Here is a 19,718-nt window from a genome sequence, read left to right as displayed (position 1 = left end):
GATGCACGCCGCTTGGGGTGTGTTCGCCGACATCATCGGCGCCGGAGATCGATCCGTCGGACGGGCGGCCCCGGTCCCACCTTGCGCCGTTGCCGCGCCTGCGCCACATCTGCGCGCGGAGGCGGGCATGCGTTTCATCCACACGTCTGACTGGCAACTGGGCAAGCCGTTCGGCCGCGTGCCGGAGGAGGCGCGCACCGTTCTGAAGGAGGCGCGGCTCGATGTTATCGACCGCCTCGCCGCCGCCGCGCGTGCCCATGGCGCGCCGCTGGTGCTGGTGGCCGGGGACGTGTTCGACAGCCCCGAGCCGGGGGATCGCGTCTACCGGCAGGCGCTCAACCGCATGAAGGCGCAGGCCGACGTGCGCTTCCTGCTGCTGCCAGGCAACCACGATCCCCTGCGCGCCGACGGATTGTGGAGCCGGCTTGCCGCCGACACGCCGGCCAATGTCGCAGCCCTCACCGAGGCGCGGCCGCTGGAGCTGGGCGCCGGATCGGGCGAGGCGGCCGTGCTGCTGCCGGCGCCGCTCTCCCGCAAGCGCAGCGTCGCCGACCCCACCCAATGGTTCGACGGGGCGGAAACCCCGCCGGGCGCCTTGCGCATCGGCCTCGCCCACGGCTCGGTTCAGACCTTCGGCGGGGATGCCGACCCCAATCTCGTCGCCGTCGACCGCGCCCGCCGCGCCGGCCTTGCCTATCTGGCGCTGGGCGACTGGCATGGCCGCATCCGCATCGATGAGCGCACTTATTACAGCGGCACGCCCGAGCCGGACGATTTCGGCCGTGAGGTCACGGGTGTCGCCCTGCTCGTGGATGTCTCCGGCAGTGCCCCGCCGCAGGTGACGGAACTGCCTATCGGCCGCCACCACTGGCTGGAGGAGGGCTGGACCCTCTCCGGCGCGGACGATCTCGACGCGCGCATCGCCGGCCTCGCGCCGGGCGTGGCGCGGCAGGATCTGGTCTGCCGGCTCCGGCTCTCCGGCCTCGTCACCCTGGCCGAGCGGGTGGCTGTGCGGCGCCGGCTGGAGGATGAACTCGCCCACGAAATGCGCTGGCTGGACCTGATTGCCGACGACCTCGTGACCCGTCCCACTGACACGGATCTCTCCGAGATCGACACGCAAGGCGAACTCCACGCCGCCGCCGTGCGCCTGCGGGCGATGATGGGCGGGGGCGGGGCCGAGGGGCGGCTCGCCGCCCAGGCGCTGGAGCGTCTTTATGTGGAGCAGATGCGCGCCCAAAGGGCGGGGGAAGCGTGATGCGGGTTCGTCGCCTCAGGATCGAGAATTTCCGCAAGTTCCGCGCCCCCGTGGTGGTGGACGGCTTCACCGACGGGCTGAACCTCGTCTGCGAGCCCAATGAGACCGGCAAATCCACCGTGCTGGACGCCCTGCGCGCCGCCCTGTTCGAACGGCACAGCGCCAAGAGCGAGCGTATCCGCTCCTTCCGTCCGCAGGGCGACGAGGTGGCGCCGAGCGTGGAACTGGCCTTCGACGTGAACGGCGAGGAATGGCGCCTCACCAAGCGGTTTCTGCTGTCGCCTTCCGTGATGCTGGAGGGGCCGCAGGGGCGGTTCGCCTCGGATGCCGCCGAGGAAAAATTGCAGGGGCTGCTCGGTTTCGCACCCGCCGGCAATCGCGGCGCCGATGATGACAGCCGTGGCGCTTTGGGGCTGCTGTGGGTGGAGCAGGGCCAGTCCTTCCTCCTCGGCAGCCCGGGCGAAACCGCCCGCCGCACGCTGGAGGAGGCCCTGGCCGGCGAGATCGGCGCGGTCACCGGCGGGCGCCGGGCCAAGGCGGTGGTGGCGCAGGTGGAGAAGGCGCTCGAGGATTTCCTTACTCCCGGTGGCAAGCCTACCAAGCGATTGAAGCTGGCGATGGAGGCGGCCGAGGCCGCGCGTCTTTCCGCCACCGAGCGGGCGCGGGAGCTGGAGCAATTCGAGGGCGTGCTGGAGCAGTTGGAATATAAGCGCAACGAGCGTCGCCGCCTCGTGCGCGACATCGAGGACCCGCAGACCGATGCCGATCTGAAGACGCTCGACGAGGATATCGCCCGCGCCCGCGCCGCCGGCCAGGCGCTGGAGATCGCCACCCTCGCCGTGCGCGAGCAATCCGGCCGCCGCACTGCGCTCGAGGAGCGCAGGGCGGGGCGCGAGAAGCTCGCGGGCCAGCTTCGGGAGGCCGAGGCGAAGGTTGCGCGCGCCGCCGAGGCCGTGAGCGCCCATGCCGAGGTGATCGGCCACGCCCGCTCCGCTGAAAAAGCTGCGGCCGCTGCGCTGGATGCCGCCCGCGCGGGCCTGCGGGAGGCGGAGACGCGGCGGGACCAGTCCGTCGCCGAACGCGCCGCCGCCGAACGCCGCCTCGCCTTCGCCTCCGCCTTCGCCTCCGCCTTCGCCCGGCTCGACCGAGCGGAGGCGCTTGCGGGGGACATTAGGGCGCGGGAGAGCCGCATCGCGGCCTCGCGCATGGACGCCGCCGCCATGGATCGCCTGCGCCAGCTGGAGGATGCGGAAAGCGCCGCGCGCGCCCAGGCGGAAGCCGGCGCCGCCACCCTTACCGTGACTCTTGAACCGGGCGCGCCAGAGATTCTCCTCGACGGCGTGCCGCTCACCGAAGGCGCCATCCGCCTCAGCCGCCCGCGCACCCTCGCCATTCCCGGCGTCGGCACCCTCGCCTTCGCCCCGCCACCCTCGGGCGAGCCGGCGCTGGCGCGGCTTCGGGCGGCCCGGCGCGATCTCGCCGATTTCCTTTCGAGCGTCGGCCAGGATGCTCCGCAGGCCGCCCGTGCGGCGGGCCGGGCGCGGGCCATCGACGAGGCCGAACTGCTCGGCCTCAAGACCCGGCTCAAGGCCGAATGTCCGGCCGATGCCGCCCTCGGCATTCCCGCCGGTCTCGATCCCCTGCGCGGCGCGCTCGCCGGCGTGGAGCGCCCGGCGCCGGAGGCCAAGGATGCGGGGTTCTCCGCCGCTGACGTCGAGACGCCCTATCGCGCCGCCCGCGCCGCCGAGGCCGAGGCCGCCGCGCGCCGCGAGGCAGCTCTGGAGAGCCTGAAGGCGGGCGAGCTGAAGGAGGTCGCCCTCACGGCCGCGCTGGAGCGGGCCGAGGCGGAGCGGGCGCGCCTCGCCGCCGACCTTGCCGCCGACCGCGCGGCCCTCCCGGACGTCGATCTCGCCGCTGCCCTGGAAGAGGCCCGTGCCGCCGAGGCCCGCGCGCTGGTGGATTGCGACACCGCCCGCCGCGCCGCCGAGGGGCTGGACGCGGACGGCTTCATCCGCCGTCGCGACGGTCTCCGAAAGAGGCGCGACACGCTGCAAGCCCAGCTGCCGGAGCTGGCGGGTGCGGTGGCGCGGCTGGAAGAGCAGGCGCGCACCTTGGGCGGGGAAGGCCCCGCGACCCGCAAGGCCGCCGCCGACGAGGAGGCCGAGGCCGCCGCCGCCGCGCTCGCCCGCCTGAAAGGCGAGGCGGACACGCTGGCGCTGCTGCTCAAGGTGCTGAAGGAGGCTCAGCAGGATGCGGCGCGGCGCTATCTCGCCCCCGTCACCCGGCGCATCGAGCCCTATGTGCGGCGCCTGCTGCCCTCGGCCAGCCTGTCCTTTGGCGAGGACCTCAAGCCGCGCCTTCTCACCCGCGCCGGCCGCGAGGAGGCGGCGGAGATACTGAGCAAGGGCACGCAGGAGCAGATCGCCATCCTCACCCGCCTCGCGTTCGCCGACCTCCTCATTGACAAGGGGCAGCCGGCCTCGCTGGTGCTGGACGATGCCCTCGTCTTCGCCGACGACGACCGCTTCGACACCATGATGGACATCCTTTCCGAGGCCTCCGGCCGCATGCAGGTGCTGGTGCTGAGCTGCCGCGCCTCGGCCTACCGGGCCATGGCGGCGACGCGGCTCGCCATCCGTCCCGCCTGATGCTCCCCCGTCCGCCGCACCCGGTGTAGGATGGTGGCGGGAAGGGGCAGAGGGATGGGCGGCAATCTCCGAGCGCGCGGGCGGCGCGGCGTGCCTGGACCGGCGGCACCGGGTGCCGGGCGGGCATGCCCGTGACCGGCGCTGGCGCGGGGCTGCGTCCCCTTCTGGCGCAGGAGCTTCATCTCGGCGCCATCGTCCGTGCACTGGTGGTGACCGGGCCGCTGGTGATCGCCTATCTGTTCACGCGCGAGCCGGCGCTGGTCAATCTGTGCCTCCTCACCGTCTCGCTGCTGATCCCGGCGCTGAAGCTGCGGCTCAGCCCTTCGGCGGTGATCGTGCAGTATCTCGTCATCGTCGCCACCTTCGCGCTGCTGTTCCTGGCGGCGCCCATCCCGCCGCTCTTCGTCGTTCTGGCGGCGGTGACCGGCTTCATGGCCGCGGCGGTCACCCGCTTCGGCACGCTGCTGCGGACGCTGGGCAATTGGGTCTTCATACCCGCCGTCTATCTGGCGCTGGAGATCCGCGAGGGCGCGCTGGGCGAGGCGGCGTTGTGGCAGGCGGGCGTGATGCTGGGCCTCTCGCCCGTCGGGCTCGCCCTCGTCTGCGCGGTGCAGGCGCTGGACGGCCGTCGGCGGACGCTGGACCGCGCCGACATCTTCGGCCCGCGCTCCGGCGACTGGCTGGGGCCGGCGGTGGCGACGGCGGCCGCCGTGTTCGCGGCGGCGGCGCTGGTGGAGGTGTTCGACATCCGCGAGGGCCAGTGGCTGATCTGGTCGGCGGCGAGCGTCGTGGTGGGCGATCTCTCCGCCTCCACCGGCAAGCTGAAGCTCCGGGCCATGGGCGCGCTGGTGGGCGCGCCGCTCGGCCTGCTCATCGGGCTGGCGCTGCCGGTGAGCGAGGTGGGCTATTCCTTCTGCGTGCTCGGGGCCATGCTCACGCTGATCGCGTTTTCGCGCTACGTGATCGGGTTCGGCGCACGCTGCTTCTTCATCGCGCTCGCGGCGGCGTTCGCCGGCACGGGCAGCGGCATCGCCGCCGAGCGGGTGGAGAATGTGCTCATCGGGGGCGCCTTCGGCCTTGTCGCCGTCGCGCTCGCCGAGATCGCCCGCCCGCCCCGCCGTCCCCGTCCGGAGCGGCCGGCGGGGCCGTGATGGCTCAGGCCAGCACGTCGACCGGATCGAGCACGAAGGGGGTGCGCTCGGCGAGGTCGTTGATGTGCGCGAAATAATGCGCGAAGTGCGCCGTCTCGCGGTGGGCGGTGACGGCCGCCGCATTCGCGTAAAGCTCGTCGATGACGAAGCGCGTCGGCTCGGACTGGTCGCGCCAGAAATCCCAGCGCAGGTTGCCCGGCTCGGCGCGGGTGGCGGCGGCCATGCCCGTGAGCAGCGCCTGCAACGCCTCCGCCTTGCCCGGGCGGGCGGAGAGGAGAACCACGATCTTCACCGGCGCGCTCATCTTCGATGGCTCCCTTTGGAAAAGAGGCCGGCAATGGGCCTTCTTCCCGCATGAAGGTCAAGGGCCCTGCGACTGGCCGCCTCGTAGAGGTGAGGCCCGCAGTGGGTCCGCCGGCGTCCTGATCGCGCGTCGCTCCGGCGAAGGCAGGCTACGGGGAAAGCTCCTCCAGCACCCGGCCCTTGGTCTCGATGGCGAAGAACATGGTGACGAGGGCGCCGACCACGAGGATGCCGGCGAAGGCCGCGAACACATACTGGATGCCCGCCGCGCCCATGATGGTGCCGACCAAGATGGGACCGGCCGAGGAGCCGAGGCGCAGCCAGGCGCTGCCGAGCCCGGTGCCGATCGCCCGGAGGCGGGTCGGGTAGAGCTCCGCCGAATAGAGGTAGAGCGAGAAGGTGATGGTCTGCACGATCGCATAGGCGAGGCCGGCGAGCACCAGAACCTCGGTGGGGGAGGTCGCGCCCATCCACACCAGCGCCAGCAGCGGGAGCGGCGCCGTGAGGAAGGCGAAGGTGTACCAGCGCTTGCGGCCGACCTTGTCGATGAGGAGCGCGCAGGCGATGGAGGCCACCACGCCGGCTACCGAGGTGAGCAGGCCGTAGAGCAGCGCGGTTTCCAGCGGCAGGTTGAAGGTCTGCCGGTAGAGGGTGGGCAGCCAGGCGATCATGCCGTTGGCCACGAGGTAGGAGCAGAACCACATGGACCAGATGGTCAGCGTGCGCCGGCGATAGATGCCGCTGAACAGCTCGCGGATGCCGGACTTCTCCACCGCCTTCACGGCCACCGGCTTCGGCTCCGCCAGCACATGGCCCTGGGCGATGGCGCTGCGTTCCAGGTCCGACACGATCCGGTCGGCCTCCGCATAGCGCCCCTTGGACGCGAGCCAGCGGGGCGATTCCTTCATGAAGAAGCGCAGCGGGATGAGGATGGCGGCGGGAACGAGACCCACCAGGAACATGGCCTGCCAGCCATAGACCGGCACCAGCGCCCGGGCGATGAGGCCGGCGCCCACAAGGCCGAACAGGAACATCACCTCGTACAGCAGGAAGAAGCGGCCGCGCCCCTTCGAGCCGATGTATTCGTTGATATAGGCGCTCGCCACCGGCACTTCGCCCCCGGTGCCGATGCCCTGGATGAAGCGGAAGGCCATCATGGAGGCCGCGCCCCAGGCGAACAGGCAGGCGATGTCCATGCTGACGAACAAGAGGATGGTGAAGAGCAGCACGCTGAGGCGGCCGATGCGCTCGGCCAGCCAGCCGAAGAACACCGCCCCGATGAGCTGCCCGAGGTAGCCCATGGAGAGGATCATGCCCGTCTGCTCGGGATTGAGACCCCATTCGCGCACCAGCACCGGCATCGCATAGGCGATGGCGATGACGGTGTAGCCGTCAAAGAAGGTGGCGGCCCCGATGATGTTTCGGGTCCAGAACACCCGGCGCGTCACCGGCAGCCGCTCGATGCGGGCGCTGATGTCCGCCGGGCCGTCGGCCACCATCCGGGGTGGGGTCTGCATGAGCATTTCGGTCCTCCAAGGGGGGCATTTGTTCTTGGTCTTGCTGCGCACAGGCGCGGAGGTTCTGACGGGTGGGCGAGGAAACGGGCGCCGTGCGGCCTTGTCGTCGAGGGGCTTGTTTTCAGAAACGGGGAGCCGGGGCCGCTTGGCGCGCGGCCCGGGCTGCGTCAGCTCGGCTCGAAATTCACCGAGGCGAGCAGTTCGGCGCCCTTCTTGAGGTAGGCGCGCTGGAAGGCGTCGAACTGCTGCGGCGTCTCGGAGATGGGCTCGATGCCGATCTTCGCGAGCTGCCCGCTCTCGGCCAGCGCACGCACGGCCTCGTTCACCGCGGTATTGAGGGTCTTCACGAGGTCCGGCGGCATGTCCTTCGGGCTCCAAACGCCGTACCAGGAGAACTGGTCGAGGCCGGGCAGGCCGCTTTCGGCCGCGGTCGGAACCTGCGGCGCGAGGCTGCTCCGCTTGCTGGAGGTGAGGGCGATGGCCTTCACATTTCCCGCCTGCGCGTAGGGCAGCAGCGCCAGCACCGGGTCGATCATCAGTTGGACGTTGCCGCCCGCCACGTCGTTGAGGCCCGGAGCGGTGCCGCGATAGGGGATGATGTCGAGGTTGAGGCCCGCCAGCTTGTTGAACTCGATGGTCGCGAGGTGGCCGGGCGAACCCATGGCGGCGACGGCGAGGTTCCAGTCCTGCGGGGTCTTGCGGGCGCTGGCGACGATCTCGGCGATGGTGGTCTGCGGCCGCTTCGGCGACATCACCATGATCATGGGCGCTTCGCCGGCCCGCGCGATGGGCGCGAAGTCCGCGACGGCGTCATAGGGCGGCGTCTTCATCACGCTGCCGGCCATCACATGGGTGCCGGCCGAGAAGAGGATGGTGTAGCCGTCCGGATCGGCCTTGCGCACGGCGCTGCCGCCGGTGGTGCCGTTGGCCCCGCTGCGGTTGTCGATGACGACGGTGTAGCCCTTGAGGTCCTTGAGCTTCTGTCCGATCAGGCGGGCGAATACGTCGACGCCGCCGCCGGGGGCGAACGGGACGACGAGCTTGATGGGCCGGCTGGGAAAGTCGCTCGCCGCCCTTAGGACGGTCGGGGCGAGGGCTGCGCCGAAGAGGGCAGCGGACGAGAACAGGAAGTCCCGGCGCTTGAGCATGTTTTCCTCCAGATGCCCCGGGTTGCTCCCGGTTTGCGGCTTGTTTTCAATTATGCACGCCGGATGCGCCGGCGCTCGCCATGGCCCGTCACCGGACCGCCGAAGCGGTCCGGTGCGGTTTGGTGCCCGGTGGCCGATCAGGCGGCGAGGGCGTCGGCGACCACGGTGAGGCCCGAGGCCTTCACGGCGGCGCGGATCTCGGCATCGGCGGCGTCGCCGAGGGGCTTCAGCGGCTCGCGGATGTTCACGTTGTCGATGAGGCCACGGGCGCGCAGCGCATGCTTGAGGGCGACGGTGCCCTCCATGTGCGAGCCGCGGTGATAGACGGCGCGGGTCACGGGCAGCAGCTGCTCGTGGTACTTGCGGGCGAGGGTGTAGTCCTGCGCCTTGCCGGCCTTGAGGAATTCGATGAGCAGCTCGGGCGCCATGTTGCCGTAGCCGACCAGCAGGCCGTCCACGTCGAACATGGTGGGCAGCAGCCACTCGTCGTGGCAGGACATGATGGCGAGGTTCGGGAACGCCTTCTTCAGGGCGGGAATCTCGTTGTACCAGCGCTTCATGTCGCGCACGCCGTTCTTGGTGGCGGTCACGCCCGGAATGGCGGCGATCTCGAGCTGGGTGTCGAGGTCGTAATTGGCCTTCGTCACGGCCGGATACTGGAACAGGATGCACTCGAGGCCGGACTGGGCGATGGCCTTGTAGCGGTCCTGCGGGGCGCCCTTCTGGTAGCCGAAACGCAGCCAGCCGTGGTTCGGATACACGAGCGCGCCGCTCGCGCCGGCGTCGAACTTCTTCTTGGCCTCGATCTCGGCGACCTTGGTGCCTTCACCGGTGATGCCGGCGATGACCGGGAGGGGGGTGGCGTCCTTGTAGACGCGGATGAGCTCGATCTGCTCCTCGAAGGTCAGGAAGGTGCCCTCGCCGGCATGGCCGAGGATGACGAGGCTCTTCACGCCCGGGATGGCGGCCAGCCACTTGGCGAGGCGGGCGTTGCCGTCGAAGTCGACGTCGCCGTTGTCCTTGAAGAGGGTGACGGGGGCGGGGTTCAGGCCCTTCCAGTCGATAGCCATGGTTCCAGTTCCTTCCTTGGGGTCGTTCAGACCGAAAATCCGGTCCCGCTTCCTCCGACCCGCAGCTTTTGTTGGATCGTTAGCGGGAACGTTCCCATAATTGCGGTTGTCGCCTTCTCCTGTCAACCGCTAATCTGTCACCTGGCCCTGGATCGAAGGACACAAGCCGTTGAACGATGACGAACCGCACGAGCGGCAGGGGCGCGTCACCATCCTTGACGTCGCGGCGGCGGCGGGTGTGTCCAAGTCCACCGTCTCGCGCATCCTCGACGAGCGCCTGCCGCGCTCGGAGAATGCGACCGCCCGGCGGGTGCGGCAGGTGGCGGAGAGCCTCGGCTATGTGCGCGACGTCTCCGCAGCAAGCCTGCGCCGCGGCCAGACCGACACCATCGGCGTCATCGTGCCCCGGCTGACCGACACCGTGATGGCCATGCTCTACGAGGCGCTCGCCCGCGCCTGCGCCCGCACCGGACAGTTCGCCATCGTCGCCACCACCGACGACGAGCCGCGCGCCGACCGCAAGGCCGCGCAGACGCTGCTCCAGCGGGGCGTCGACGGACTTGTCCTCTCCACCGCGCGGGAAGGGGACGACTTCGCCCAGGAACTTTCAGATCGCGGCGTGCCCTATGTGCTCGCTTTGCGCAGCGACGGGCGAAGCCTGGCGTCGGTGGGCGACGACCGGCTTGGCGGATACCTCGCCACGCGGCATCTGATCGACCTCGGCCATCGCCGCATCGGCCTCATCGCCGGCCCGTCCTACGCATCCAGCAGCCAGGGGCGCGTGGAAGGCTACCGGCAGGCGCTCGCGGAGGCCGGCATCGCGGATGACCCGGTGCTCGTGGTCGAATCCACCTTTGGCATCGATTCGGGAGCGGACGCGGCCGAGCGGCTCATGAGCACGGCCGAGCCGCCCACGGCGCTCTTCGCGGTGAACGACAACACCGCCATCGGCGCCCTCTCGACGCTCGCCCGGCTCGGCCTGTCCGTGCCCGGCGATGTCTCCATCGTGGGCTATAACGACATCCCGATCGTCAGCCGCCTGCCGACCCCGCTCACCTCCGTGCGCGTGCCGTTCGACCAGATCGCCGCCGACGCGCTGGACCTTTTGACGCGCGGCCCCGCGACCAGCGCCGACCGCCTGCGCATCGCCGCGCCGACCCTCATCCCCCGCCGATCGACGGCCCCACCGGCCGCAACCCGCGCCGGTCGCCCCCGCCGCGTCGGCACGGACATTCGGCCCTCCGCCCGATAGGCGCGAGGTCGGCGGACGGTAAAGGCCGTGGCGGGCCGCCGGCTTTCGAAGTCGTGAGGTGATTCAAACTCGGGGAGACCTGGAACTTATGCTTCCACATCGCTTTCCCTCCAACTGGACCGGCCAGATCCTGATGCCGACCCATGGTCCGCAGACTTGGTTGCGTCCTCGGTCCAGTTCTCGTACTTTTGCCGTTAAGCCTTGCTCACGAGCTCGGAAAATGTGCTCTGGGAAGGAGTCCTGATGAACGACCCGGTGCCTTTTCTGTCCCGGCCCGAAGGGTGGAGCGGTCGGATGAGGGGGGCGCGGTGAACGCGGGCGTGCAAGCCAACATCGATGCATCGAGCGCACATGCGGCGTTGGCGTTTGAGCCACCCTGTCTGGTGACCAAGCACATTCGGAGCGAGTTCCCGTCCCGCTTCGGTGCCTTTTCCATGCTGCACGCAGCGGGACATGCGTGCTGGGTGGAAGTGGGCCGATATTGCTCGATCGCGCCGGGCGTCACGCTGGGCGCCAATGAGCATGATATATCCCGGCTTTCGACCAGTTCGAGTTTTGAAAATCCGACGCTTTATGGTTGGGATCGTTTTGTATCCGGCACAGATGCTCCTGAGCGGCACTGGTTTGCCAGCAGCGTGAAGCCGGTGAAGATCGGCCATGACGTCTGGATCGGGCAGGATGCCTTCGTCCGCTCCGGGGTCACCATCGGGAACGGCGCGGTGATCGGTGCGCTCTCGTGCATCACGCGCGACGTCCCGGCCTATGCCATCGTCGCAGGCAATCCGGCGCAGATCGTGCGCTATCGGTTCGATCCGGAAACGATCGTCCGGCTCGAGCGTCTGCGTTGGTGGCGCTTCTCACTGACGGATCTCGTGCGCTTCGATATCGCCAATTTGCCGGACTGCCTCGATGCCTTGGAGAGGGCCGTGGAACTCGGAACGATCGAGCCCTATGAACCCGAGTGGATTCCGGCCGCCGAGCTGGCCTGAACCGCTCCGGATCTGCCAGCGCCATTCCGCAGCGGCATATATCGCGGTGGCGGTTTACCCGGCATCATCGCGCCATGGTCGAATCCCCGCCGCCCCGTCCCGCCCGCACGCGCAATCCGCTCCTCGGGGTGCTGCGCCTCGCGTTCCGGCTGGTGGTCGGGGTTGTCATCCTGCTCGACGAGCTGGTCCGCCCGCTCTATCGCCCGCTGCTGAATTGGCTCGCTGCGCTCAAGCTGGTGCAGCGGTTCGAGGCGTGGGTCGGCCGCCTGCCGGCCTATGCGGTGCTGGTGCTCATTGTGGTGCCGTACGGCGTGGTGGAGCCGGTGAAGTTCCTCGCGCTCATTCACATCGCCAACGGCCATGTGCGCACCGGCACAGTCCTGTTCCTGCTGGCGCATCTGGTGAGCTTCGTGCTCATCGAGCGCATCTTTTCTGCCGGCAAGGCGCAGCTGATGACGGTGCGCTGGATGGCTTATGTGATCGAGACCGCCGCCTCCGTGCATCGCTCGGTGGTGGAATGGCTGCGGCTCGACGAGCTGAAACGGCGTGCGCGGGCGCTGTGGCGCTGGGCACGGCTGCGCCTGCGCTAGACACGCGCGCACCGACCGGCATGATGGCCGCCTGAAGCCGGACAGGAGCCCCGATGACGCGCGATGCGATTCCCGCCGCCTTGCTGGAGAGGGCCTACGCCGCCATCGATGCCGCCAACGCCGCCGATCCCGTTCGGGTGGATGTGGACGGCCGGAGCGTGCCGGCTGCGGTGCTCTACGGCCAGCGCATGACGCAGGCGCTGGCCCGCTTCCGGCCGGATGCCTCCGACGCGCTGAGGATCGCCGCGCGGGGCCAGCACATCGAGCGCTTCACCATCCCGCGCGAGACCTATCCGGCGGGCAAGGCCGGCTATTTCCGCTGGCGCACGGAGCTGAAGAACGTCCATGAGCGCCGCATCGCCGAGATCCTGCGCGGCCTTGGCTTCGCGCCGGACTTCGCCGAGCGCGTGGGCAAGATCGTCCGCAAGGACCGGCTGAAGCAGGATCCGGACACGCAGGCCCTGGAGGACGTGGCGGTGCTCGTCTTCCTCACCCACGAACTGGATGCCTTCCTGTTGAAGCATCGCCCGGAGCCGGAGAAGGTGGCCGGCATCCTCGCCAAGACCTGGGGGAAGATGTCCGAGGAAGGCCACGCCGCAGCTCTCGCCCTCAATCTGCCGCACGAGGTGGTGGACCTGCTCCATCAAGGCCTCGCCGCGCGGGCGAACGGGGAAGACGCGGAGCAGCCCCCCGCCTAGGCTCTGCGGACTGGCGCTCCGCCTGGGCGCCTTCATCGCAGTGTGGACGGCGGGCGCGTGTGGTATCTCCCGGCTGCCTCCGGGCGATTGCGCCCGGACCATGAACGAGGGAGGGGTCGCTATCGCCACGGATCGCAAGCGCCTCTCCGCCTTCCTGTCGGGCTTTCGCGGCACCGCGCGGGCGGACCTCGGCCGATCCCTCGCGGCATCGGCGGCGACCGGGCTCCTCATCATCGCGCAGGCCTTTCTCGTCGCCCGCATCATCGATGCCGTGCTGTTCCGCCGGGAGGCGCTCTCCGCGCACGTCTTCGAGCTTGCCGCCCTCGTTTGCGCGATCCTGCTGCGCTTCGGCGCGGTCTGGGCGAGCGAGCATTTCGGCTTTGCCGCCGCGGCGAAGGTGATGCGCGCCCTGCGCGCCCGGCTCCTCGATCGCGTGGAGGCCATCGGCCCCGTGGGCCTCGCCGAGGCGCGCACCGGCGAACTGGTGGCGGCGCTGGCGGACGGCGTGCGCGCCGTCGAACCCTATTATTCCCGCTACATCCCGGCCTCGGTGCTGGCGGTGATGCTGCCGGTGGCGGTACTGGTCGCGGTGTTCCCGTTCGACTGGGTGTCCGGCCTCATCCTGCTGGCGACGGCGCCCTTCATCCCGATCTTCATGATCCTCATCGGCAAGGGCACCGAGGCGCTGAACCAGAAGCAGTGGCGCCGGCTGGCCCGCATGTCCGGGCACCTGCTTGATGCGGTGCAGGGGCTTGCGACGCTGAAGGCGTTCAACGCGGCCGACCGCATGGTGGCGGAGGTGGCGGCCGTCGCCGACGACTACCGGCGCGACACGATGGCGGTGCTGCGCGTCGCTTTCCTGTCATCGGCGGTGCTGGAATTCTTCGCCACCGTCTCCATCGCCCTCATCGCCATCTTCATCGGCTTCCGCCTGCTGTGGGGCGAGATGGCCTTCTTTCCCGGCCTGTTCGTGCTGCTGCTGGCGCCGGAATTCTATGCGCCGCTGCGCGCCATGGGCACCGCCTATCACGCCCGCATGGAGGCCATCGGCGCCGCCGAGCGCCTCGTCGCGCTGGAAGAGATGCCCGCCCTCGCCGAGAGCGGTGGCTCGGCGCCAACGCCCGGACCCGAGGCCATCTCCATCCGCTTCGAGAACGTCTCCCTCACCTTCCCGGACGGGCGCGTCGCGCTGGAGGATGTGAGCTTCTCGGTTGACCCGCGCAAGACGGTGGCGCTGGTCGGGCCTTCGGGCGCCGGAAAGTCTTCCATCCTCAACCTCGTGCTCGGCTTCGTGCGCCCCACCGCCGGCCGTGTGCTGGTGAACGGCGTGCCGCTGGCGGAACTGGACATTGCTGCCGTGCGGCGCCGCATGGCCTACGTGCCCCAGCGCCCACGCCTGTTCGCCGGATCGCTCGCCGCCAACATCGCCCCCGGCGAGGCCGCGCCGGATCCCGCGCGGCTGGCCCGGGCGGTGGCCGATGCCGGCCTCGCCGATGTGGTCGCCGACTTGCCCGGTGGCCTCGCGGCATACGTGGGTGAAGGCGGAGCAGGCCTGTCAGGCGGACAGGCCCACCGCCTCGCGGTCGCCCGCGCCTTCTACCGCGCCGCCCCGCTCGTGGTGCTGGATGAGCCCACCGCCCATCTCGACCGGGAGAGCGAGGCCGCCGTGCAGGCTGCCCTGTCGCGTCTCCTCGCCGGTCGCACCGGCCTCGTCGCCGCCCATCGCTTGGCGAGCGTGGCGGATGCCGACCGCATCATAGTGCTTGCGCGCGGGCGGATCGTCGCCGAAGGCACGCCGGCGGACCTCCTGCGCCATGGCGTGCGCGATGGCGATCTCGTGCCGGATTTGGCCTCCACCATCGGCGAAGCGGAGGCGGCTCGATGAAGGACGCACTGCGCCTCCTGCGCCTGATGGCGCCCCATGCCGGCTGGATGGCGCTGGCCATCCTCGTCTCCGCCCTCGCCACCCTCGCCCATATTGCGTTGATGGCCACCTCCGGCTGGTTCATCGCGGCCATGGCGCTGGCCGGCGCGACGGGGGCGAGCGTGAATTATTTCACCCCCTCGGCGGCTATCAGGGCCTATGCCGTGGTGCGCACCGTCGGGCGCTATGGCGAGCGGATCGTCGGTCATGAGGCGACGCTGAAGTTCGTGGCGGCGCTGCGGCCGTGGTTCTTCGCGCGGCTCATTCCGCTCGCCCCGGCGGCGCTGGAGGACCAGAGGTCCGGCGACCTGCTCGCCCGGCTCAAGGGCGATATCGACCGGCTGGAATTCGCCTTCCTGCGCATCCTTTCGCCGGTGATCGCCGGCGTGCTGGTGCTCGGCGCGGGCCTCGCGTTCCTTGCGCTCCATGATGCGGGCATGGCGGTGGGCATCGGCACTGCCGCACTCCTCGCGGGGCTCGGCCTGCCGCTTCTCGTTCACCGGCTCGGGGCGAACGCCGCGCGGGAGGTGACGGCCGGCACGGCGCAGCTCAACGCTCTGCTGGTGGATCATATCGAGGGGCGCGCCGAACTCTCCATCTATGATCCCGACCGCCGCCATCGTACCGCGCTGGATGAGACCAGCGACACGCTCATCGCCCGTGAACACCGGCTCGCCGGCATCCTCGGCTTCGCCGGCGCGGGCGTCGGCCTGTTCGCGCAACTGTCCCTCGTGCTGGTGCTGATGATCGCCGCGCCGCGGGTGCTGGCGGGCACGCTGCCGGCGGCCGACCTGCCCATGCTGGCGCTGCTCGCCCTCTCCCTGTTCGAGGCGGTGGCGCCGCTGCCGCTCGCCTTCCAGACCTTGCCTTCGACGCTTGCCTCTGCCCGCCGCATCTTCGGCCTTATCGACCGTCCGCCGCCGGTGGAGGAGCCAGCCACGCCGCAGCAGGTGCCCGAGGCCGGGGCGCTCGCGTTCGCCCATGCGGGGCTCACCTATCCCGGCGCGACCGCCGCGGCGCTGACGGACATCAATCTGGCGCTGACCCCCGGCCGGCGGATCGGCGTGGTTGGGGCGAGCGGATCGGGCAAATCGAGCCTCGTCGCGCTGGCACTCAGGTTCCGCGCCCCGGGACCGGGCGAGGTGACCTTCGCCGGTTCGAGCCTCGCCGCGTTCAATTCCGATGCCCTGCGCCGCCGCATGGCGGTGCTGGCGCAGCACGATCACCTGTTCACGGCGACCATCCGGGAGAATTTGCTGATCGCCGACCCCGATGCATCCCAAGGCAAGCTGGAGGCGGCGCTGGAGCGGGCGGGCATCCTCGCCTTCGTCGCGGCGCAGCCGGAGGGGCTCGATACCTTCCTCGGCGCCAACGGGGCGAAGGTGTCCGGCGGCGAGGCCCGGCGCCTCGGTCTGGCACGTGCCCTTCTGAAGGACGCGCCGATCCTGATTCTCGACGAACCCACCGAGGGGCTCGACGGCGAAACCGAGCGGCGCGTGCTGGACGGACTTCTCGGCGTGGGGCGCGATCAGTCGCTCCTGTTCATCACCCACCGCCGGGCCGGCCTCGACGCGATGGACGAGATCATCGTGATGGATGGCGGCCGCATCGTCGCGCGTGGGGCGTCGTCCGCGATGGCGGCGCTGCTCGGCTCCGGAACGATTTCGGGCGGCATCCCGGAGGATACCGCCCGATCAGCCGGCTCCGGTCAGGGCTTGGAGCAAGCCCCACCATGATTATTTTAAGTTGCACAACCGCATAGAGCCAGTTCGTATCGACTGCGTTGATCCAGCGTCGTTACGGAAATACCGAGCCTAGATGCCCAGATAGGCCGCGCGCACCTTGGGGTCGTCGAGCAGCGCGGCGCCGGTGCCTTCCATGGCGATGTGGCCGGTCTCCAGAACGTACCCCCGGTCTGCGATGGCGAGGGCGGCCGAGGCGTTCTGCTCCACCAGAAGCGTGGTGATCCCCTCGTCGCGCAGGGACGTGACGGCGGCAAGGATCTGGTCCACCAGGAGCGGCGCGAGGCCGAGGGAGGGCTCATCCAGCAGCAGCAGCTTCGGCCCCGCCATCAGCGCGCGGCCGATGGCGAGCATCTGCTGCTGTCCGCCGGACAGGCTCATGGCCGGCGTCCTGCGCCGCTCGGCGAGCACGGGGAACAGGCCGTAGACGTGATCGAGCCGCGCCTGTCGCCTGGCATCCTGCCGCCGGTAGGCGCCGAGCTTCAGATTGTCCTCGATGCTCAGGGGGCCGAACACCTGCCGGCCCTCGGGCGATTGGGAGATGCCGCGCACCACCCGCAGGTGCGGCTCCATGCGCTCGATGGCCTCGCCCTCGAAGACGATGCGCCCGCCGCGCACCGGCTGGACGCCGGAGATGGCGCGCAGCAGCGTCGTCTTGCCGGCGCCGTTGGAGCCGACGAGGGCGACGATCTCGCCGGCCTTCACCTCCAGCGACACCTCGCGCAGTGCCATGATGCGCCCGTAGGAGGAGGAGAGAGCCTCAACCGTGAGCACGATCCGCCTCCCGCGATCCGATGTCCCCAAGGTAGGCCGCGATGACCTGCGGATTCTCACGCACGGCGCGCGGTGGCCCCTCCGCCAGCGGGCGGCCGTGGGCCAGCACCAGCACCCGGTCGGAGATCTTCATCACCAGCTTCATGTCATGCTCGATCAGCACCACCGCGACGCCGCTTTTCGCGATCTCGGCGATGAGGTGGTCGATGGCTTCCGTCTCCACCGCATTGCAGCCGGCCGCCGGCTCGTCCAGCAGCAGGATCCGGGGATCGGCGGCGAGGGCGCGGGCGATTTCCAGGCGCTTCAGCGCGCCATAGGGGAGGGCGCCGGCGGGGGAATCGGCGAGGTCGGCGAGCCCCACGCGCCCCAGAAGCGCCAGCGCCTTCTCCCGCGTGATCCGGTTCTGTCGGAAGACGGAGGGCAGGCCGAGCATGTCGGCGAGGAAGGAGGTGCGCTCGGAGAGGGCGCAGCCCACCATCACATTCTCCACCGCCGTCATGCGGAAGAAGATCTGCAGGTTCTGGAAGGTCCGCGCCATGCCGCGTACCACCCGCTGGTGGGGCGGCACGGCGGTGATGTCCACGCCGTCGAGCCGCACGCTGCCGCGCGAGGGGCGGTAGATGCCGGTGACGAGGTTGAACAGGGTGGTCTTGCCCGCCCCGTTCGGCCCGATGATGGAGAAGACCTCGCCGGCACCGACCTTGAAGCTCACCTCATCCACCGCCTTGAGGCCGCCGAAGGAGATGCCGATGCCACTCACGTCGAGAAGGGGCGTCTGTGTGCTCACGGCAGGCGCTCCTCGATCAGCGCGCGCAGCGATGGCACGATGCCCTGGGGCAGGAAGATCATGAACACCATGATGAGGAGGCCCAGTACCGCCTGCTCATATTCCTGGAAAGCGGTGAGCGTCTGCGGCAGCACCACCAGGAAGGCGGCGCCGAGCACGGTGCCGAACACCGAGCCGAGCCCGCCGATGATGACCATGGCGACGAACTCCACCGAATGGGAGAAGCTCGCCGCCTCCGGCGTGATGAGGCCGTTCATCGCGGCAAGCAGCCCGCCCGCCACCGCCGCATAGACCGCCGCCACCACGAAGGCAGCGAGCTTCTTGGCGGAAACATCGATGCCCGCGCCGGCCGCCGCCACCTCGCTGTCGTGCAGCGCGCGCAGCGCCCGCCCCGTGGGGCTCGCGGCGATGTTGAGGGCGATGAGCGCGCCGATGAGCAGCGCTCCGGCCGAGACCCAGTACCAGTTTAGCGCCCCAGTCACCCGCCAGCCGAACAGGGTGATGCGCGATACGGACATGCCGTCCGGCCCGCCGGTCAGCTCGGTCTCGCTGTGGAGGATCAGGGCGACGATGACGCCGAAGCCCAGGGTGGCGATGGCGAGGTAATAGCCCTTCAGCTTCAGGATGGGTCGGCCCACCAGCCAGGCGATGACGCCCGAGAGCACCGCGCCGAGCAGAAGGCAGAGCAGCGGATCGAGCCCGAGCCGCGCCGGGCCGATGGCCACCGCATAGGCGCCGATGCCGAGGAAGCCGGCATGGCCGAGGCTCACCTGTCCCGCATAGCCCATTAGGATCGTGAGGCCGAGGGCGGCGAGGGAGAATATCCACACCAGCGCGGCGACGCGCAGGTGAAAGGAGGTGGGGGCGATCATCGGCACCAGCGCCATGATGAGCGCGAGGGCAATGAGCGGGGTGAGGCGCGAGCGCAGGATGGCCTTCATCACACGCGCTCCACGGTGCGGCTGCCGAACAGACCGCGCGGCATGAACAGGAGCACGACGAGGATCATCAGGAACGCCACCGCGTCCTTGTAGGTGGAGGAGAGGTAGCCGGCCGCAAAGGTCTCGATGAGGCCGATGAGGAGGCCACCCACCACCGCGCCCACCGGATTGCCCATGCCGCCCAGCATCGCCGCGGCGAAGCCCTTCAGGGTGAAGAGGGTGCCGATGTCGTAGCGGGTCAAAGTGATGGGCGTCGCCACCACGCCGGCGAGCGCGCCCATGGCCGCCGAGAGGCCGAAGGCAAGGGCGAGCACGAGGGCCACATTGATGCCCACGAGCTTCGCCGCCAGCCGGTTGGCGGCGGTTGCGAGCACCGCCTTGCCCACCAAAGTGTGCTCCAGGAACAGATAGAGCGCGACCACGAGGGTGAGCGCGGTGCCCATGACCCACAGGCTCTGCGGCAGGATGGTGGCGCCGCCGACGGGAATTGGCGTGTCGCCCGAGAAGGCGGGCAGGGAGTGGAACTGCTTGTCGAAGATGATCTGCGACACGCCCTTGATGAAGATGGACGCGCCGATGGTGATCATGATGAGCGTCACCGGCGAGGCGCCGCGCGCGGGCTCGATGGCGAGCCGGTGCAGCAGCAGGCCGACCAGCACGGCGGCGACGACCGCGATCAGCGCCGCCACCGGCAGTGCGAGCCCCGCCGCCATGAGGAAGACGGTGCCCATGCCGCCGATCATGACGAAATCGCCCTGGGCGAAGTTGATCACGTCGGAGGCGTTGTAGATCAGCGTGAAGCCGAGGGCGATGAGCGCATAAATGGCGCCAACCGTCAGGCCCGAGAACGCGAGCTGGAGAAATTCGGACATGTCCTCACGCCGTCTGTGTGGCGGCGCCGGGGTGGCGCCGCCGCGGTGGGGATC

General features: G+C 69.9%; 17 protein-coding genes. 9 read left to right on the top strand and 8 right to left on the bottom strand.

All coding sequences use genetic code 11. The features are described from left to right. Nucleotides 1-127 precede the first annotated feature (127 nt). From J2126_RS06685 to J2126_RS06675, 3 genes are all read left to right on the top strand, one after another. Entirely contained in the window at nt 128-1,258 is a 1,131-nt protein-coding gene (locus J2126_RS06685; RefSeq protein ID WP_209485060.1) for a metallophosphoesterase family protein, read from the top strand. Next, a complete protein-coding gene (locus tag J2126_RS06680; protein WP_209485058.1) occupies nt 1,258-3,906 on the top strand; it encodes an AAA family ATPase in 2,649 nt (882 codons plus the stop codon). The genes J2126_RS06685 and J2126_RS06680 overlap by 1 nt, the downstream gene beginning before the upstream one ends. 125 nt (nt 3,907-4,031) lie before the next feature. Continuing rightward, nucleotides 4,032-5,057, top strand: a complete 1,026-nt coding sequence (locus J2126_RS06675) for an FUSC family protein (protein ID WP_209485056.1) — start codon at nt 4,032-4,034, stop codon at nt 5,055-5,057. A gap of 4 nt (nt 5,058-5,061) precedes the next feature. Here J2126_RS06675 and J2126_RS06670 read toward each other — a convergent pair whose 3' ends face one another. The 4 genes from J2126_RS06670 to J2126_RS06655 form a co-directional block, all read right to left on the bottom strand. Then, nucleotides 5,062-5,361 carry a putative quinol monooxygenase gene (locus J2126_RS06670; protein WP_209485054.1) on the bottom strand — a complete coding sequence of 100 codons (300 nt, stop codon included), beginning with the start codon at nt 5,359-5,361 and terminating at the stop codon, nt 5,062-5,064. A gap of 148 nt (nt 5,362-5,509) precedes the next feature. Further along, nucleotides 5,510-6,883: an MFS transporter gene (locus J2126_RS06665; RefSeq protein WP_209485052.1), complete on the bottom strand. Its 1,374-nt coding sequence runs from the start codon at nt 6,881-6,883 to the stop codon at nt 5,510-5,512. A gap of 161 nt (nt 6,884-7,044) precedes the next feature. Continuing rightward, on the bottom strand, nt 7,045-8,025 hold the full coding sequence (locus tag J2126_RS06660) for a Bug family tripartite tricarboxylate transporter substrate binding protein (RefSeq protein ID WP_209485050.1): 981 nt from the start codon (nt 8,023-8,025) through the stop codon (nt 7,045-7,047). A gap of 137 nt (nt 8,026-8,162) precedes the next feature. Further along, nucleotides 8,163-9,095, bottom strand: a complete 933-nt coding sequence (locus tag J2126_RS06655; RefSeq protein ID WP_209485048.1) for a dihydrodipicolinate synthase family protein — start codon at nt 9,093-9,095, stop codon at nt 8,163-8,165. A 169-nt stretch (nt 9,096-9,264) separates the two neighbouring features. Between J2126_RS06655 and J2126_RS06650 the strand changes: the two genes are divergently transcribed. The 6 genes from J2126_RS06650 (at nt 9,265) to cydC (ending at nt 16,284) form a co-directional block, all read left to right on the top strand. Continuing rightward, nucleotides 9,265-10,347 carry a LacI family DNA-binding transcriptional regulator gene (locus J2126_RS06650; protein WP_209485046.1) on the top strand — a complete coding sequence of 361 codons (1,083 nt, stop codon included), beginning with the start codon at nt 9,265-9,267 and terminating at the stop codon, nt 10,345-10,347. Between the two features lie 308 nt (nt 10,348-10,655). Continuing rightward, nucleotides 10,656-11,336, top strand: a complete 681-nt coding sequence (locus tag J2126_RS06645; protein ID WP_348634250.1) for a CatB-related O-acetyltransferase — start codon at nt 10,656-10,658, stop codon at nt 11,334-11,336. Nucleotides 11,337-11,410: 74 nt separating this feature from the next. Continuing rightward, complete coding sequence (locus tag J2126_RS06640; RefSeq protein ID WP_209485044.1) at nt 11,411-11,926, top strand: hypothetical protein; 516 nt, start codon at nt 11,411-11,413, stop codon at nt 11,924-11,926. Nucleotides 11,927-11,979: 53 nt separating this feature from the next. Next, on the top strand, nt 11,980-12,624 hold the full coding sequence (locus J2126_RS06635) for a DUF4202 domain-containing protein (RefSeq protein WP_245327229.1): 645 nt from the start codon (nt 11,980-11,982) through the stop codon (nt 12,622-12,624). Nucleotides 12,625-12,724: 100 nt separating this feature from the next. Next, the gene (gene cydD, locus J2126_RS06630; protein ID WP_209485042.1) at nt 12,725-14,509 is read left to right on the top strand and encodes a thiol reductant ABC exporter subunit CydD; all 1,785 of its coding nucleotides are present in this window, start codon (nt 12,725-12,727) and stop codon (nt 14,507-14,509) included. Continuing rightward, nucleotides 14,506-16,284 carry a thiol reductant ABC exporter subunit CydC gene (cydC, locus tag J2126_RS06625; RefSeq protein WP_209485040.1) on the top strand — a complete coding sequence of 593 codons (1,779 nt, stop codon included), beginning with the start codon at nt 14,506-14,508 and terminating at the stop codon, nt 16,282-16,284. Before cydD ends, cydC begins: the two co-directional genes overlap by 4 nt. Before the next feature lie 78 nt (nt 16,285-16,362). Here the strand turns inward: cydC and J2126_RS06620 are convergent, their stop codons facing one another. Genes J2126_RS06620 through J2126_RS06605 form a run of 4 tightly spaced genes read right to left on the bottom strand, consistent with a single transcriptional unit; the run spans nt 16,363 to nt 19,664 of the window. Beyond that, nucleotides 16,363-17,064: an ABC transporter ATP-binding protein gene (locus tag J2126_RS06620; protein ID WP_209485038.1), complete on the bottom strand. Its 702-nt coding sequence runs from the start codon at nt 17,062-17,064 to the stop codon at nt 16,363-16,365. Beyond that, the gene (locus J2126_RS06615; protein ID WP_209485036.1) at nt 17,051-17,851 is read right to left on the bottom strand and encodes an ABC transporter ATP-binding protein; all 801 of its coding nucleotides are present in this window, start codon (nt 17,849-17,851) and stop codon (nt 17,051-17,053) included. Before J2126_RS06615 ends, J2126_RS06620 begins: the two co-directional genes overlap by 14 nt. Beyond that, on the bottom strand, nt 17,848-18,792 hold the full coding sequence (locus tag J2126_RS06610; RefSeq protein ID WP_209485034.1) for a branched-chain amino acid ABC transporter permease: 945 nt from the start codon (nt 18,790-18,792) through the stop codon (nt 17,848-17,850). Before J2126_RS06610 ends, J2126_RS06615 begins: the two co-directional genes overlap by 4 nt. Continuing rightward, complete coding sequence (locus J2126_RS06605; protein WP_209485032.1) at nt 18,792-19,664, bottom strand: branched-chain amino acid ABC transporter permease; 873 nt, start codon at nt 19,662-19,664, stop codon at nt 18,792-18,794. Before J2126_RS06605 ends, J2126_RS06610 begins: the two co-directional genes overlap by 1 nt. Nucleotides 19,665-19,718: the final 54 nt, after the last annotated feature.

This window comes from Xanthobacter flavus, from assembly GCF_017875275.1.
GTDB classification, from domain to species: domain Bacteria; phylum Pseudomonadota; class Alphaproteobacteria; order Rhizobiales; family Xanthobacteraceae; genus Xanthobacter; species Xanthobacter flavus_A.
Note: the sequence above shows the minus strand (reverse complement) of the source record. Positions and strands in the feature narration are given on the sequence as shown.

What these genes read in the sequence shown, in the direction of transcription:
- J2126_RS06685 (WP_209485060.1), top strand. Translation starts at nt 128, where the DNA reads ATGCGTTTCATCCACACGTCTGACTGGCAACTGGGCAAGCCGTTCGGC.
- J2126_RS06680 (WP_209485058.1), top strand. Translation starts at nt 1,258, where the DNA reads ATGCGGGTTCGTCGCCTCAGGATCGAGAATTTCCGCAAGTTCCGCGCC.
- J2126_RS06675 (WP_209485056.1), top strand. Translation starts at nt 4,032, where the DNA reads ATGCCCGTGACCGGCGCTGGCGCGGGGCTGCGTCCCCTTCTGGCGCAG.
- J2126_RS06670 (WP_209485054.1), bottom strand. Translation starts at nt 5,361, where the DNA reads ATGAGCGCGCCGGTGAAGATCGTGGTTCTCCTCTCCGCCCGCCCGGGC.
- J2126_RS06665 (WP_209485052.1), bottom strand. Translation starts at nt 6,883, where the DNA reads ATGCTCATGCAGACCCCACCCCGGATGGTGGCCGACGGCCCGGCGGAC.
- J2126_RS06660 (WP_209485050.1), bottom strand. Translation starts at nt 8,025, where the DNA reads ATGCTCAAGCGCCGGGACTTCCTGTTCTCGTCCGCTGCCCTCTTCGGC.
- J2126_RS06655 (WP_209485048.1), bottom strand. Translation starts at nt 9,095, where the DNA reads ATGGCTATCGACTGGAAGGGCCTGAACCCCGCCCCCGTCACCCTCTTC.
- J2126_RS06640 (WP_209485044.1), top strand. Translation starts at nt 11,411, where the DNA reads ATGGTCGAATCCCCGCCGCCCCGTCCCGCCCGCACGCGCAATCCGCTC.
- J2126_RS06635 (WP_245327229.1), top strand. Translation starts at nt 11,980, where the DNA reads ATGACGCGCGATGCGATTCCCGCCGCCTTGCTGGAGAGGGCCTACGCC.
- cydD (WP_209485042.1), top strand. Translation starts at nt 12,725, where the DNA reads ATGAACGAGGGAGGGGTCGCTATCGCCACGGATCGCAAGCGCCTCTCC.
- cydC (WP_209485040.1), top strand. Translation starts at nt 14,506, where the DNA reads ATGAAGGACGCACTGCGCCTCCTGCGCCTGATGGCGCCCCATGCCGGC.
- J2126_RS06610 (WP_209485034.1), bottom strand. Translation starts at nt 18,792, where the DNA reads ATGAAGGCCATCCTGCGCTCGCGCCTCACCCCGCTCATTGCCCTCGCG.
- J2126_RS06605 (WP_209485032.1), bottom strand. Translation starts at nt 19,664, where the DNA reads ATGTCCGAATTTCTCCAGCTCGCGTTCTCGGGCCTGACGGTTGGCGCC.